Here is a 14,730-nt window from a genome sequence, read left to right on the forward strand (position 1 = left end):
CCTGTGCTGTGCCAGAAAGGGCGCTTCGTGGCCGATTCCGGCAACCCCAACGAGAACAATCAGTACACCGGCAGCAACATCCAGGTCCTGGAGGGCCTGGATGCGGTCCGCAAGCGGCCGGGCATGTACATCGGATCGACGGGCGAGCGTGGCCTGCACCACTTGGTGCAGGAGGTCGTGGACAACTCGGTCGACGAGGCGATGGCCGGGCATGCGGACACCATCGACGTGACGATCCTCCCGGACGGCGGCGTGCGGGTGGTCGACAACGGCCGCGGTATCCCGGTGGACATCGTGCCGTCCGAGGGGAAGCCTGCGGTCGAGGTCGTGCTCACGGTCCTGCACGCGGGCGGTAAGTTCGGTGGCGGCGGTTATGCCGTTTCCGGCGGTCTGCACGGTGTGGGCGTGTCCGTGGTGAACGCGCTGTCGACGAAGGTCTCGGTCGAGGTCAAGCGTGATGGCCACCGGTTCTCCCAGGACTACAAGCTGGGTGTGCCGACGGCGCCGCTGGCGAAGAACGAGGAGACCGACGAGCACGGCACGTCGGTGACGTTCTGGGCCGATCCGGACATTTTCGAGACGACCGAGTACTCCTTCGAGACGCTGTCGCGGCGCTTCCAGGAGATGGCCTTCCTCAACAAGGGCCTGACGATCAGCCTGACCGACGAGCGTGAGTCGGCGAAGGCGACCGTGGGTGCGGATTCCGCGGAGGAGTCCGACGACGACCAGGCGCGGACGGTCAAGTACTACTACGAGGGCGGCATCGTCGACTTCGTGAAGTACCTGAACGCGCGCAAGGGCGAGCTGATCCATCCGACCGTCATCGACGTCGAGTCGGAGGACAAGGAGCGGATGCTCTCGGTCGAGATCGCGATGCAGTGGAACTCGCAGTACACGGAGGGCGTGTACTCCTTCGCGAACACGATCCACACGCATGAGGGCGGTACGCACGAGGAGGGCTTCCGTGCGGCGCTGACGGGTCTGGTGAACCGTTACGCGCGTGACAAGAAGCTGCTGCGGGAGAAGGACGACAACCTCGCCGGCGAGGACATCCGCGAGGGTCTGACGGCGATCATCTCGGTGAAGCTGGGCGAGCCGCAGTTCGAGGGTCAGACGAAGACCAAGCTGGGCAACACGGAGGCGAAGACCTTCGTCCAGAAGGTGGTCCACGAGCACCTGAACGACTGGTTCGACCGGAACCCGAACGAGGCCGCGGACATCGTCCGCAAGTCGATCCAGGCGGCGACGGCGCGTGTCGCGGCGCGCAAGGCGCGCGACCTGACGCGTCGCAAGGGTCTGCTGGAGTCGGCGTCGCTGCCGGGCAAGCTGTCGGACTGCCAGTCGAACGACCCGACGAAGTGCGAGATCTTCATCGTCGAGGGTGACTCGGCCGGTGGTTCCGCGAAGTCGGGCCGCAACCCGATGTACCAGGCCATCCTGCCGATCCGCGGCAAGATCCTGAACGTCGAGAAGGCGCGGATCGACAAGATCCTCCAGAACACCGAGGTGCAGGCGCTGATCAGCGCTTTCGGCACGGGTGTGCACGAGGACTTCGACATCGAGAAGCTCCGCTATCACAAGATCATCCTGATGGCGGACGCCGACGTCGACGGTCAGCACATCAACACGCTGCTGCTGACGTTCCTGTTCCGCTTCATGCGGCCGCTGGTCGAGGCGGGGCACGTGTACCTGTCGCGCCCGCCGCTGTACAAGATCAAGTGGGGTCGTGACGACTTCGAGTACGCGTACTCGGACCGTGAGCGCGACGCCCTGGTCGAGCTCGGCAAGCAGAACGGCAAGCGGATCAAGGACGACTCGGTCCAGCGCTTCAAGGGTCTCGGCGAGATGAACGCCGAGGAGCTGCGCGTGACGACGATGGACGTGGACCACCGGGTCCTCGGCCAGGTGACGCTGGACGACGCGGCGCAGGCCGACGACCTGTTCTCGGTGCTGATGGGTGAGGACGTCGAGGCCCGGCGTTCGTTCATCCAGCGCAACGCCAAGGACGTCCGCTTCCTCGACATCTGAGTCGGTCTCAGCTGACCGCCTGAAAGGACTTCTGACCAGCAATGGCCGACGAGAACACTCCTGTTTCCACCGAGACGCCCGATGAGGGGCCGCAGCTGCGGATCGAGCCCGTGGGGCTCGAGACGGAGATGCAGCGCTCCTACCTCGACTACGCGATGTCCGTCATCGTGTCGCGTGCGCTGCCCGACGTGCGGGACGGCCTCAAGCCCGTGCACCGGCGCGTGCTGTACGCGATGTACGACGGCGGGTACCGGCCCGAGAAGGGCTTCTACAAGTGCGCCCGTGTCGTCGGTGACGTCATGGGCACGTACCACCCGCACGGTGACTCCTCGATCTACGACGCGCTGGTCCGCCTGGCGCAGCCGTGGTCGATGCGCATGCCGCTCGTGGACTCGAACGGCAACTTCGGTTCTCCGGGCAACGACCCGGCGGCCGCGATGCGGTACACCGAGTGCAAGCTGATGCCGCTGGCCATGGAGATGCTCCGGGACATCGACGAGGAGACCGTCGACTTCACGGACAACTACGACGGCCGCAACCAGGAGCCGACGGTTCTGCCGGCGCGCTTCCCGAACCTGCTGGTGAACGGTTCGGCGGGTATCGCGGTCGGTATGGCGACGAACATCCCGCCGCACAACCTCCGCGAGGTCGCGGCCGGCGCGCAGTGGGCGCTGGAGCACCCGGACGCGTCGCACGAGGAGCTGCAGGACGCGCTCCTCGAGCGGATCAAGGGCCCTGACTTCCCGTCGGGTGCGCTGGTGGTGGGCCGCAAGGGCATCGAGGAGGCGTACCGGACCGGCCGCGGCTCGATCACGATGCGCGCGGTGGTGGAGGTCGAGGAGATCCAGAACCGCCAGTGCCTGGTGGTGACGGAGCTTCCGTACCAGACCAACCCCGACAACCTCGCGCAGAAGATCGCCGACCTGGTGAAGGACGGCAAGATCGGCGGGATCGCGGACGTCCGCGACGAGACCTCGTCGCGGACCGGCCAGCGCCTGGTGATCGTCCTCAAGCGGGACGCGGTCGCCAAGGTCGTGCTGAACAACCTGTACAAGCACACCGATCTGCAGACGAACTTCGGCGCGAACATGCTGGCGCTGGTCGACGGGGTGCCGCGCACGCTGTCGATCGACGCGTTCATCCGTCACTGGGTGCAGCACCAGATCGAGGTCATCGTCCGGCGTACGAAGTTCCGGCTGCGCAAGGCGGAGGAGCGCGCTCACATCCTGCGCGGTCTGCTGAAGGCGCTGGATGCGATCGACGAGGTCATCGCGCTGATCCGGCGCAGCAACACCGTCGAGATCGCGCGCGAGGGCCTGATGGGCCTGCTGGAGATCGACGAGATCCAGGCGAACGCCATCCTGGAGATGCAGCTGCGGCGCCTGGCGGCCCTGGAGCGGCAGAAGATCGTCGCGGAGCACGACGAGCTCCAGGCCAAGATCAACGAGTACAACGCGATCCTGGCGTCGCCGGAGAAGCAGCGTTCGATCGTCAGCGAGGAGCTGGCGGCGATCGTCGAGAAGTTCGGTGACGACCGGCGGTCCAAGCTGGTGCCGTTCGACGGTGACATGTCCATCGAGGACCTGATCGCCGAAGAGGACATCGTCGTCACGATCACGCACGGCGGTTACGTCAAGCGGACCAAGACCGAGGACTACCGCTCGCAGAAGCGCGGCGGCAAGGGCGTGCGCGGCACGAAGCTGAAGCAGGACGACCTGGTCGACCACTTCTTCGTGTCGACGACGCACCACTGGCTGCTGTTCTTCACGAACAAGGGCCGGGTGTACCGGTCCAAGGCGTACGAGCTGCCGGATGCGGGCCGGGACGCGCGTGGTCAGCACGTGGCGAACCTGCTTGCGTTCCAGCCGGACGAGAAGATCGCGCAGATCCTCGCGATCCGCGACTACGACGCGGCTCCGTACCTGATCCTGGCCACGAAGGCCGGTCTGGTGAAGAAGACGGCGCTGAAGGACTACGACTCGCCCCGTTCGGGTGGCGTCATCGCGATCAACCTCCGGGAGACGGGCGCCGACGGCGCCGACGGCACTGCCGACGAGCTGATCGGTGCGGAGCTGGTGTCCGCCGAGGACGATCTGCTGCTCATCAGCAAGAAGGCGCAGTCGATCCGTTTCACGGCCACCGACGACGCGCTGCGCCCGATGGGCCGTGCGACGTCCGGTGTGAAGGGCATGAGTTTCCGTGAAGGTGACGAACTGCTCTCCATGAGCGTGGTGCGCCCGGGTACGTTCGTGTTCACCGCGACCGACGGCGGCTACGCCAAGCGGACGCCGGTGGACGAGTACCGCGTCCAGGGCCGTGGTGGTCTGGGTATCAAGGCGGCCAAGATTGTGGAGGACCGCGGGTCGCTCGTGGGAGCGCTCGTGGTGGACGAAACCGACGAAATCCTTGCAATCACCCTCAGTGGTGGTGTGATTCGTACGCGCGTCAATGAAGTCAGGGAGACCGGCCGTGACACCATGGGCGTCCAGCTGATCAACCTGGGGAAGCGCGATGCCGTGGTCGGCATCGCTCGTAACGCCGAGGCCGGTCAGGACGCTGAAGAGGTCGACGAGACCGACGCGGCCGAGGGACAGGCCGTGGAGGCCGCCGAGGGCACCGAAGCCCCGGCCGGGGAGCACGAGGAGTAAAGCGTGAGTGGAGCCACGGGCGCCGGATCGGCCACGCCTGGAGCGAACGGTGCCCGTGGCCCGGCCGCGGACTCCAAGGGGGGAACCGTGACGGACCCGCGAGACCCGCGAGCACCGCAGCCGCAGGCGCAGCCTCAGGCGATGGCGCAGGCAGCGCAGGCACAGCCCCAGGCGGGGCCGTACCACCCGCCGCAGGCGTACGCGACCCCGGGCGCCGGCCCGGGGGCGCCCGCGCGGGGCGGTGAGCGGGTCCCGCGCACGGGCGCGGCCCGGACGACCCCGCGTACCCGCAAGGCGCGGCTGCGGGTGGCGAAGGCCGACCCGTGGTCGGTGATGAAGGTCAGCTTCCTGCTGTCGATCGCGCTGGGCATCTGCACGATCGTGGCGTCCGCGGTGCTGTGGATGGTCATGGACGCCATGGGGGTGTTCTCGACGGTCGGCGGGACCATCAGCGAGGCCACTGGCTCGAACGAGTCCAACGGCTTCGACCTCCAGTCGTTCCTTTCGCTGCCGCGGGTGCTGATCTTCACGTCGGTGATCGCGGTGATCGACGTGGTGCTGGCAACGGCGCTGGCGACGCTGGGCGCCTTCATCTACAACCTCTCGGCGGGCTTCGTGGGCGGTGTTGAGCTCACCCTCGCCGAGGACGAGTAGGCCTGTGACCAGCGATTTGGGAACTCCCGGGTCTGTGCGCTAATCTTCAGGAGTCAGCGCGCAGCGCGGAGGGGCTATAGCTCAGTTGGTTAGAGCGCATCCCTGATAAGGATGAGGCCACAGGTTCAAATCCTGTTAGCCCCACAGAACGGCAACGGCCCGGCGGAGATTCTCCGCCGGGCCGTTGCCGTTGCGGCAGTTGGGTCGTTCCCAGATAACCAATCGGTATCGGTCGGTGTGTATAGTCGGGCGCCAGAAGTCCCCAACGTCAATGAAAGACGAGGTCGCGCGGTGAAGAAGCTTCTCCTGGTTGCACTGGCCGCCATCGGCGGGCTCCTCGTGTACCGCCAGATCCAGGCGGACCGCGCCGAGCAGGACCTGTGGACCGAGGCGACCGACTCGGTGCCGTCCGGTTCCGGTGTGTGAGACCCAAGGCTGAGTTCATGAAGCCCCGGCTGCCGCTGCGGCCGGGGCTTTGTGCTGTTCTGCGACGATAAATTCAGGTTTGCAAAGTTTTGGCTTGCGGTGGCAAATCCGGTGTGTGCCGTGGGGTGGGGCGTGAAGAGGCAGTTCCGTGGAGCGGTGGCGGCGGGAGCGGCGGTGTGGCTGCTCGCGGGCGTCCCGGGAGCGGCCCACGCGGCCGAGTACCCGTACGTGAAGGGGCCGGGCAGCCGGCCCGTCCAGGGCGGCGACAGCTCGGCCACGGCGCCGACGCTGGAGGCCGGCGGGACGTACGAGGACACCCTCGCGCCCGGTGAGCGGTTCTACCAACTGTCCCTGGACGACCGGTCGAGCGTGTACATCTCGGCGGTGGCCCGGCCCGCTCCGGGCGCGAAGGTCGCCTACGGGGACGGCATCGACGTGGTGCTGATGACCCGCGGCGGTCAGGAGTGCGGCAGCGGCGACCGCGCCACCTTCGGCTCGTACCAGCCCCGCCCGATCTCCGACGTGGCCGTACGGCGGCTCCAGGAGGATGGCGACTGCCAGGACCGCGGCACGTACTACGTGAAGATCGTGCGCACCTCCGACAAGGACTCGGCGCAGGGCGACTGGCCGGTCGAGCTGAAGGTGATGCGCGAGCCCGGCCTGACGACCGGCAGCGCCCCCGAGCCGGCCGTGAGCGCCTGGCCCTCGACGCCGCCGGTGCCGCCCTCCGGGGCGGGCACGGTCCGCACGGGCGGTACGGGCTTCAACGACGCGCGGGCCCTGGAGACGGGCGCCTGGCAGGACGGGCTGCGGCCCGGCGAGACCCGCTTCTACCGGATCCCGGTGGAGTGGGGCCGCCAGCTCAGCGTCAGCGCGGAGCTGGCCAAGGCGCCGAAGATGACCAAGGACTACGGGTCCGCGGGCTCCGGGCTCGCCATGACCCTCTACAGCCCGGTCCGCACCGAGGTCGGCTCGGAGAGCAAGTCGTACGACGGCAAGCAGGCGATGGTCGCCTTCGGCAAGACGGCTCCCGTGGCCTACAACAACCGCTACTCCAACGACGGGTGGGTGCGGCAGACCCGGGTCGCCGGCTGGTACTACCTGGCCGTGACGGTGGATCAGGAGGTCGGCGAGTTCGTGGCGGACGCCGAGCCGATCCCGCTCACCCTGCGGGTGAAGGTCGAGGGCACCGAGGCCGGGGCCCCCGCCTACGGCGAGGACGCCGTCGCCGCCGGTTTCGGGGTCTCCGGGGACGACCGGACGGCCGCCCGGGAGGGCCTGACGGCGGCCGAGGCGCAGGACGCCGCCGACCGGCGCTCCACCATGGGCATCGTGGCCGCGGGCGGCATCGGGACCGGCACGGTGCTCGTGCTCGGACTGGGCGCGTGGACGCTGCTGGCCCGGCGGGCCGGCGTCAGGTCTGCGTGAGGGCCCAGAAGCCGACGGCGAAGCACACCAGGGCCAGCAGCAGCACCGGTACGGCCACCTTGGCGGGCGGGCCCGCCGACGGCTGGCGGGCGCCGGGCTGATCCAGCGGCCCGCGGGCCGGCTGGGGGGCGGTGTAGGGCCGGGTGGAGTCGGCCGGCGGGGCCAGGTGGAAGCTTCCGGTCTCCGACGCCGATGTTTCACGTGAAACACCGCCGTAGTGCGCTTGCCCACCGGGGACCGCACGGGCCCCGTGTGCGGTCTGCGGGGCGGGCGCGGTGTACGCGGTCTGGGTGGGATCGCCCGGCGAGTAGACGGTCGCCGGACCGGGCGTGTGCACGGGCTGCGGCGGAGGGCCGAACTGCGCCGGTACGGGGGCGGCCGAGGCCGAGGGCGAGGGCGGCGGCAAGGGTGACGGCGTGGGCGACGGCGAGGGCGTGGCCGGGGGCGGTGACGGCGGGGCCGTGGCGGGGCCTGAGGGGCCGAATCCGGCGGGCAGCGGACCCAGCTGGTCGAACACCTCGACGGGCTCCTCGTCGGCCGCTGCGGGCGGCAGCAGGTCCACGGCCTCGGCAAGGGCCTTGCGCGCCCCTGTGGCGGTCCGGAAGCGGGCCTGGGGGTCCGGCTGGAGGAGGGTCGCGAGCACCTGCCACAGCGGCTCGGGGAAGCCCTGCGGGGCCGCGGGGGTGCCGTGGACCAAGAAGTGCTCCACGAGGGCCTGGGAATCTGGTTTCTGACCCTGCAGCAGGTACAGCGCGACGAGGCCGACGGCGAAGAGGTCCGCGGAGAAATCGGGCTCGGCGCCGAGCAGTTGCTCGGGGGCGAAGTAACCGGGCGTCCCGACGACGTAGTTGGTCTCGGTGAGCCGGGGCTCGCCCATGCGCATGGAGATGCCGAAGTCGGACAGCCGCAGGTGCGGCCGCCCGGTCCCGGTGGCCTCCATCAGGATGTTCGCGGGCTTGATGTCGCGGTGCACGACGCCTTCCGCGTGCACCGCGGCCAGCCCGGACAGCAGCTGGTCGAGGAGAGTGCAGACGAACCGGGCCGGGAGCGGCCCGTAGTCGCCGATGACATGGGCGAGGGAGCCGCCGCTCACCAGGTCCATGGTGAACAGCACCTTGTCGTCGTCCGCCGCCCAGCTGGCCGGGGCCAGCACGTGCGGGTGGTCGATCCGCAGCGCCTGCTCGCGCACGAAGCGCAGCAGGGTGTGGGCGTCGCTCTGCTGGAGCACCTTCGCGGCGACGTACCGCCGCCGCCGGTGGTCCCAGGCCCGCCAGACGGCGCCGACTCCCCCTCGTCCGATCGGATCGATCAGTTCGTACCGACCGGCGAAGACCTCACCCATCGCGCTGCGCCCGCTCCCCGTCTGGTGTCAGCCCTGGTGCGCCTCGTAGTGGGACACCGCGTCCGCGGTGCGCCCGGCGCCGTACACCCGGAGGAACTCTGCCAGTTCCGGGTGGGTCGGGGCGAGGGAGTCCGCGGCATCGATGATGTCGCCGGCGGCCGCGACCGAGCGCAGCAGCGACTGGATCTCGCGGACGACGCGCTTGACGGTGGGGGCACCGGAACTCGTCGTGGTCTGGCCGGTGTTGCTGAGCACCGAGCCGCCCTGGGTCTTCTTGATCTCGTCCATCCGGTCCGTGGCCTCCACTGCGCTGACGCTGCCGTCGGCCACGAGTCCGGCCAGTTCCTGGAGGGCCTGGACGCGCTGGACCACTGCCGGGTTGCCGATCTTGGCCCGCTGGCCGCTCATCAGCTGGGACAGCATGGGCGCCGAAAGGCCCAGCACGGCAGCGAGGCGGGCCTGGTTGAGGCCGAGGTCATCTATGAGCCGGCGGAAGAGGGCGCCGAGCGGCTCCCCGTACCAGCTCCGCTGAAGTTCCCTGGCTCTCGCCGTGGCCTCTTGCTGCACTGCGTCCACTACTACTCCCCTTCGCTGGTGCGAACCTCGCGAGCATCTTACGGAGCGTGGTCGCAGACCGGGAGTCCCTATCATTTTGCGGTATCCCGGGGGTGACCCGGTACTCTGGTCTGCGGACGTGGCCGAGCGACTTCTCGTCGGTGGGCGCATCCATGTTCCGGGGCCTTAGCTCAGTTGGTAGAGCGCTGTCTTTGCATGGCAGATGTCAGGGGTTCGACTCCCCTAGGCTCCACAAGAAAGACCCCTCCGACCTGCGGAAACGCTGGTCGGAGGGGTCTTTTTGCGTGCGCCGGCGCAGACTGCGGAGGGGCTCACCGGGCCCTGCCGGGGCCGGAGTTCGGCGGCCAGTGCGCACCGCCCCCGGTGAGACGGCAGCCCGTCGCGGGCGCCGGTTTCGGGGGCGGCGCCCGCGAAGAATCCGCGGACCGGGCGTCCCGGGGCGGACGGCCGGGCGTCCCGGGACGCCGGTTCAGCCGGCGAAGCGGGCCACCGCCGCCGCCACCGGGAGCTCCTCGCGCGCCCCCGAGCGCCGGTCGCGCAGCTCCACCACACCCTCCGCGGCCCCCCGGCCCACCACCAGGATCCGCGGCACCCCGATCAGCTCCGCATCCGTGAACTTGACCCCCACGGACACCCCCGCCCGGTCGTCCACGAGCACCCGGACCCCGGCAGCCGCCAGGCGCTGCGCGAGCTCCAGCGCCAGTTCCGTCTGCACCGCCTTGCCCGCTGCGACCACGTGGACGTCCGCCGGTGCCACCTCCGCGGGCCAGCACAGCCCCCGCTCGTCCGCCGACTGCTCCGCCAGCGCCGCCACCACCCGGGACACCCCGATGCCGTACGAGCCCATCGTGACCCGCACCGGCTTGCCCTCCGGGCCCAGCACGTCCAGACCGAAGACATCGGCGTACTTGCGGCCCAGCTGGAAGATGTGGCCGACCTCCACCGCCCGGTCCAGCGCCAGCCCGGCGCCGCAGGACGGGCAGGGATCCCCGTCCTGCACCACGACCACGTCGAGGTAGCGGTCCACCGTGAAGTCCCGGCCGCACACCACGTCCCGCGCATGCACGCCCGGCCGGTTCGCGCCCGTCACCCACGCCGTGCCCGGAGCCACCCGCGGATCCGCCAGATAGCGCACGGACCCCAGCCCCTGCGGGCCCACGTACCCCCGCACCAGATCAGGGCGGACGGCGAAGTCCTCCTCCGTCACCAGCTCCACCACCGCCGGGGCCAGGTGCTCGGCCAGCTTCCCGAGATCCACCTCCCGGTCGCCCGGCACGCCCACCGCGACGATCTCCCCGTCCACCTTCACCAGCAGGTTCTTCAGCGTCGCCGACGCCGGCACGCCCAGCCGCGCGGCCAGCAGCTCGATCGTCGGCGTATCCGGGGTGTCCACCTCGCCGAGCGCCCCGCGGCCCGCCGCCACCGCCTCCGGCACCGGCTCCGGCACGAACGTCACCGCCTCGGTGTTCGCCGCGTACCCGCACGACCGGCAGTCGGCGTACGTGTCCTCCCCCGCAGCCGCCGGCGCCAGGAACTCCTCCGACGCCGAACCGCCCATCGCCCCCGACACCGCCGCGCAGATACGGAAGTCCAGCCCCAGCCGCGTGAAGATCCGCCGGTACGCCGCACGGTGCACGGCGTACGACTGCGCGAGCCCCTCGTCCGACACGTCGAACGAATACGCGTCCTTCATCAGGAACTCGCGGCCCCGCAGCACCCCCGACCGCGGCCTCGCCTCGTCGCGGTACTTCGTCTGGATCTGATAGAGGATCACCGGCAGGTCCTTGTACGACGCGCACTGGTCCTTCACCAGCAGCGTGAAGACCTCGTCGTGCGTCGGCCCCAGCAGATAGTCCGCGCCCTTGCGGTCCCGCAGCCGGAACAGCAGCTCCCCGTACTCCTCCCAGCGGCCGCTCGCCTCGTACGGCTCCCGAGGCAGCAGCGCCGGCAGCAGCACCTCCTGCCCGCCGGCCGCGTCCATCTCCTCCCGCACCACACGGGACACGTTCTCCAGGACCTTGCGCCCCAGCGGCAGCCAGCTCCACACGCCGGCCGAACTCCGCCGCACGTACCCCGCCCGCACCAGCAGCCGGTGGCTCACCGTCTCCGCGTCCGCCGGATCCTCGCGCAGCGTCTTGACCATCAACCGGGACATGCGCAGCACCTGAACCATCACGACTCCTCGAGCATCGGCGGGGGCAGCCATGAAATCCGCCCCGCCGGGCGCGCCGCAACGCGGATTCGAAGCCCCTCACCGGCCCCGTCCCCCGGACGGCGTACGCGAGGCGCGGTCCGCACAGGTGTGCAGGACAGTGGAGGAAGGGGACCGCACCCGCCGGAGGCGTACACGATCATGGGACTCTTCGACTTCCTCAAGCACGACAAGCAGAAGGCGGACGAAGCCGCCGGGAAGGGCTCCGCCGCAGCCGCCGGAACCGCCCGCGCAGCGGAGTCCGCCGACGCGGCCCGGCGGACCGCCGAACGCATGGCGGCGCCCCCGCCGCCCACGCGCCCCGTGTCCCTCGCCCCCGGCATGGACCTCAGCCACACCCCGCCGGAAGCGGCCAAGCGCTCCGCGCCGCCGCAGCACACCGCCGTCCCCCACGAGCCGGACACCGGATCCAGGTCCGCGACGCACCCGGCACCGCCCGGAACGGCCAAGAGGTCCGCGCCCAAGCCGCCGCCCCACGGCGACCACGGCGATCACGGCGACAAGGCCTGAGCACGCGAAACGGCACACGCGAAACGGCCACGGCCCGGATCCCGTCACGGGATCCGGGCCGCGGCCCGCGCACACCTGCCGGCTCAGCGGCGGCCGTCGTTCCCGTCCGCGTCCGCCTCGGCCTCCTTCGCCGCGATCTCGTCGTCCAGACGACCACCACTGCCGTCCACCGAGGACAGCCCGCCCCGGTCCGACACCTCCGTCGCCGCCGGCGGCTCCACCAGCCAGTCCGGGTTCGACTGCTGGTCCCACCAGCGCCACGCGGCGTACGCACCGGCCGCCAGCAGGCCCACGATCGCCACGCCTTTGAACACCTTGCCAGCACGAGCACGCCGCCGCTGCCGCTTCACCAGCCTGCGGACCTCGTCCGCCGACACCTGGCCGCGCAGCGCCGCGACAGCCGCGACCGACCGCGAAGCAGCCTCCTCGGCCACCGGCTGCGCCGCCGCGACCGCACTCTCCCACCGCGGCTGCGCGTAGTCGACGGCCTGCCGGGCCGCCCTGCGCGTACCGCGGACCATCCTCGTGGCGGCCTCGTCGACCTGCGGCGGCAGTGCACCGCGGGCCTGCGCCAGGTGTGGCGCCACATGGGCGCCGTACTGCGTACGGCACTGCCGGGCGGCCTCTTGGGCCGCAGTCGAAACCTTCGGCGCGACCATCACGCGCGTCTCGTGCGCGTAGTGCACCGCTGCGTCCTTGGCAGTCCCTGCGTACGGCGCCACCACTTCCGCTGCGTGCCGGATGCTGTCCTTCGCCGTGCTCGTAGCGGCGCGCACGCCGTCGTTGCGGGTCACGTGATCCTCCTCCTCGGTGGCGGACACAGCTCACCTTTCCACCCTTTGTCGGATCATGCCTGTCAAACCGCCCGGAGGCATGCGAGGAAAGGCATCTGGGTGTCCCCCTCGCAGGCACCTTGGTCCATGCGAGGATCGAGGGACGTCAGCGAAGACTGAGAACGACCGAGGAATACGGAAGGCAGATTCGTGGCCGAGAAGCTTTACGCCACCCTGAAGACCAACCAGGGCGACATCGAGATCGAACTGCTGCCCAACCACGCCCCGAAAACGGTCCGCAACTTCGTCGAGCTCGCCCAGGGCGAGCGGGAGTGGACCAACCCGGAAACCGGCATCAAGTCCACCGACCGCCTCTACGACGGCACCGTCTTCCACCGCGTCATCAGCGGCTTCATGATCCAGGGCGGCGACCCCCTCGGCAACGGCACCGGCGGCCCCGGCTACCAGTTCGCCGACGAGTTCCACCCCGACCTCGCCTTCACCAAGCCCTACCTGCTGGCCATGGCGAACGCCGGCCCCGGCACCAACGGCTCCCAGTTCTTCATCACCGTCGCCCCCACCGCCTGGCTGACCCGCAAGCACACCATCTTCGGCGAGGTCACCGACGAAGCCAGCCGCAAGGTCGTCAGCGCCATCGCCGGGAGCCCCACCAACCCGCGCACCGAGCGCCCCCTGCACGACGTGGTCATCGAAACCGTCGTCATCGAGAAGCGCTGAACCGGGCGGGGGCCATGGACACCGACGAACTGCCGCACTGCTACCGGCACCCGGACCGCGAAACCGGCATCCGCTGCACCCGCTGCGACCGCCCGATCTGCCCCGAATGCATGATCGACGCATCCGTCGGCTTCCAGTGCCCCGACTGCGTCCGCACCGGATCCGGCACGGGCCACAGCCCCGCCGCCACCGAACCCCGCACCGTCGCCGGCGGCACGCTCGCCACCGACACCAGCCTCGTCACCAAGCTGCTCATCGGCATCAACCTGGCGGTCTTCCTCGGCGTACGCGTCTACGGAGACCGGTTCGTCGACCAGCTCGCCCTCATCGGCGGCTACCTCGACATCGACGGCACCGTCCAGGGCGTCGCCGGAGGCCAGTGGTACCGGCTGGTCACGTCGGTGTTCCTGCACGCCGAGATCTGGCACATCGGCTTCAACATGCTCAGCCTGTGGTTCCTCGGGCCGCCGCTCGAAGCCGCCCTCGGACGCGCGCGGTACATCGCCCTCTACCTCGGCTCGGGACTCACCGGAAGCGCCCTCGTCTACCTGCTCGAACCGCCCCTCAGCCTCACCCTCGGCGCCTCCGGGGCGATCTTCGGGCTCTTCGGCGCCACCGCCGTCCTCATGCGCCGCATGCGCTACGACATGCGCCCCATGATCGCCCTGCTCGTCCTCAACCTCGTGCTGACCTTCGGCTGGAGCGGGATCTCCTGGCAGGCCCACATCGGCGGGCTCGTCGGCGGCGCCGCCATCGGCATCGGCATGGTCCACGCCCCCCGCAACCACCGCGCGCTCTGGCAGTGGGGAACCTACGCGGTCGTGATCCTCGCCGTCGTCGTCACCGTGCTCCTGAGGACCGCTGCGCTCACCTGAGCAGTCACCCACAGCACAAGTTGTCCACAGTCCGTGGTGGATCTTGTGCACGATGCGGAACACGCCCCGGACAGACAAGGACCCAGGTAGACGGCCGAATCAATCACACCGGCGTCAACCTGGGTCCAAGTTATCCACAGATCTTCTGTCTTTTCCTCAGCTGTGGATAGCGCTGTGGATAAGTATGGGGAGAGCTTGACTTACTTCCACTGGGTGGATACGCCGAACCCCGCGGCGATGAAGCCGAAACCGACCACGATGTTCCAGTTGCCCAGGGATTCGACGGGCAGCCGGGTGTCGGTGACGTAGAACATCACGATCCAGGCGAGACCGATCAGGAACAGCGCCAGCATCACCGGTGCCACCCAGCTGCGGTTCGTCAGCCTGATGGACTGGGCCTGCTTGGCTGCCGGCGGCGGCGTGTAGTCGGTCTTCTTGCGGATCCGTGACTTCGGCACGAGGGGCTCTCCTGTCGATGCGCTGGGGACTCTGCCTCCCCGGGCGTCCGTTAGCGTAGTGG

13 protein-coding genes and 2 tRNA genes are annotated in these 14,730 nt (G+C 69.7%); 10 read left to right on the forward strand and 5 right to left on the reverse strand.

From position 1 onward, the window contains the following. Positions 1-3 precede the first annotated feature (3 nt). The 6 genes from gyrB (at position 4) to ACZ7H1_RS12110 (ending at position 7,184) form a co-directional block, all read left to right on the forward strand. Complete coding sequence (gyrB, locus tag ACZ7H1_RS12085) at positions 4-2,028, forward strand: DNA topoisomerase (ATP-hydrolyzing) subunit B (RefSeq protein WP_470785868.1); 2,025 nt, start codon at positions 4-6, stop codon at positions 2,026-2,028. Positions 2,029-2,069: 41 nt separating this feature from the next. Beyond that, a complete protein-coding gene (gyrA, locus tag ACZ7H1_RS12090) occupies positions 2,070-4,676 on the forward strand; it encodes a DNA gyrase subunit A (RefSeq protein ID WP_470785870.1) in 2,607 nt (868 codons plus the stop codon). Positions 4,677-4,679: 3 nt separating this feature from the next. Next, entirely contained in the window at positions 4,680-5,330 is a 651-nt protein-coding gene (locus tag ACZ7H1_RS12095) for a DUF3566 domain-containing protein (protein WP_470785872.1), read from the forward strand. A 70-nt stretch (positions 5,331-5,400) separates the two neighbouring features. Continuing rightward, positions 5,401-5,474, forward strand: a tRNA-Ile gene (locus ACZ7H1_RS12100). 147 nt (positions 5,475-5,621) lie between these two features. Next, complete coding sequence (locus ACZ7H1_RS12105) at positions 5,622-5,756, forward strand: DLW-39 family protein (RefSeq protein ID WP_208809277.1); 135 nt, start codon at positions 5,622-5,624, stop codon at positions 5,754-5,756. 132 nt (positions 5,757-5,888) lie between these two features. Beyond that, entirely contained in the window at positions 5,889-7,184 is a 1,296-nt protein-coding gene (locus tag ACZ7H1_RS12110; protein ID WP_470785873.1) for a hypothetical protein, read from the forward strand. Here ACZ7H1_RS12110 and ACZ7H1_RS12115 read toward each other — a convergent pair. Together ACZ7H1_RS12115 and ACZ7H1_RS12120 are read right to left on the reverse strand one after the other, a co-directional pair. After that, on the reverse strand, positions 7,171-8,526 hold the full coding sequence (locus tag ACZ7H1_RS12115; protein ID WP_470785875.1) for a serine/threonine-protein kinase: 1,356 nt from the start codon (positions 8,524-8,526) through the stop codon (positions 7,171-7,173). The genes ACZ7H1_RS12110 and ACZ7H1_RS12115 overlap by 14 nt on opposite strands. A 27-nt stretch (positions 8,527-8,553) precedes the next feature. Then, the gene (locus tag ACZ7H1_RS12120; protein ID WP_470785876.1) at positions 8,554-9,102 is read right to left on the reverse strand and encodes a helix-turn-helix domain-containing protein; all 549 of its coding nucleotides are present in this window, start codon (positions 9,100-9,102) and stop codon (positions 8,554-8,556) included. A gap of 159 nt (positions 9,103-9,261) precedes the next feature. On the opposite strand from ACZ7H1_RS12120, the gene ACZ7H1_RS12125 reads away from it, so the two are divergent. Further along, positions 9,262-9,334 (forward strand) — tRNA-Ala (locus ACZ7H1_RS12125). Positions 9,335-9,571: 237 nt separating this feature from the next. Here ACZ7H1_RS12125 and ACZ7H1_RS12130 read toward each other — a convergent pair. Further along, a complete protein-coding gene (locus ACZ7H1_RS12130) occupies positions 9,572-11,275 on the reverse strand; it encodes a proline--tRNA ligase (RefSeq protein WP_470785877.1) in 1,704 nt (567 codons plus the stop codon). A gap of 180 nt (positions 11,276-11,455) precedes the next feature. Between ACZ7H1_RS12130 and ACZ7H1_RS12135 the strand changes: the two genes are divergently transcribed. After that, complete coding sequence (locus ACZ7H1_RS12135) at positions 11,456-11,824, forward strand: hypothetical protein (RefSeq protein ID WP_470785878.1); 369 nt, start codon at positions 11,456-11,458, stop codon at positions 11,822-11,824. Between the two features lie 83 nt (positions 11,825-11,907). Here the strand turns inward: ACZ7H1_RS12135 and ACZ7H1_RS12140 are convergent, their stop codons facing one another. Further along, positions 11,908-12,618, reverse strand: coding sequence for a DUF5324 family protein (locus ACZ7H1_RS12140; RefSeq protein ID WP_470785879.1), 711 nt, complete (start codon positions 12,616-12,618; stop codon positions 11,908-11,910). A gap of 189 nt (positions 12,619-12,807) precedes the next feature. Here ACZ7H1_RS12140 and ACZ7H1_RS12145 point away from each other — a divergent pair, with 189 nt between their 5' ends. Beyond that, positions 12,808-13,335 carry a peptidylprolyl isomerase gene (locus tag ACZ7H1_RS12145; protein WP_470785881.1) on the forward strand — a complete coding sequence of 176 codons (528 nt, stop codon included), beginning with the start codon at positions 12,808-12,810 and terminating at the stop codon, positions 13,333-13,335. Positions 13,336-13,349: 14 nt separating this feature from the next. Continuing rightward, positions 13,350-14,210: a rhomboid family intramembrane serine protease gene (locus ACZ7H1_RS12150; protein ID WP_470785883.1), complete on the forward strand. Its 861-nt coding sequence runs from the start codon at positions 13,350-13,352 to the stop codon at positions 14,208-14,210. 200 nt (positions 14,211-14,410) lie between these two features. On the opposite strand, the gene crgA is transcribed toward ACZ7H1_RS12150, so the two are convergent. Then, entirely contained in the window at positions 14,411-14,668 is a 258-nt protein-coding gene (gene crgA / locus ACZ7H1_RS12155; RefSeq protein ID WP_470785885.1) for a cell division protein CrgA, read from the reverse strand. Positions 14,669-14,730 lie beyond the last annotated feature (62 nt).

Source organism: Streptomyces sp. NPDC037401 (assembly GCF_055602345.1).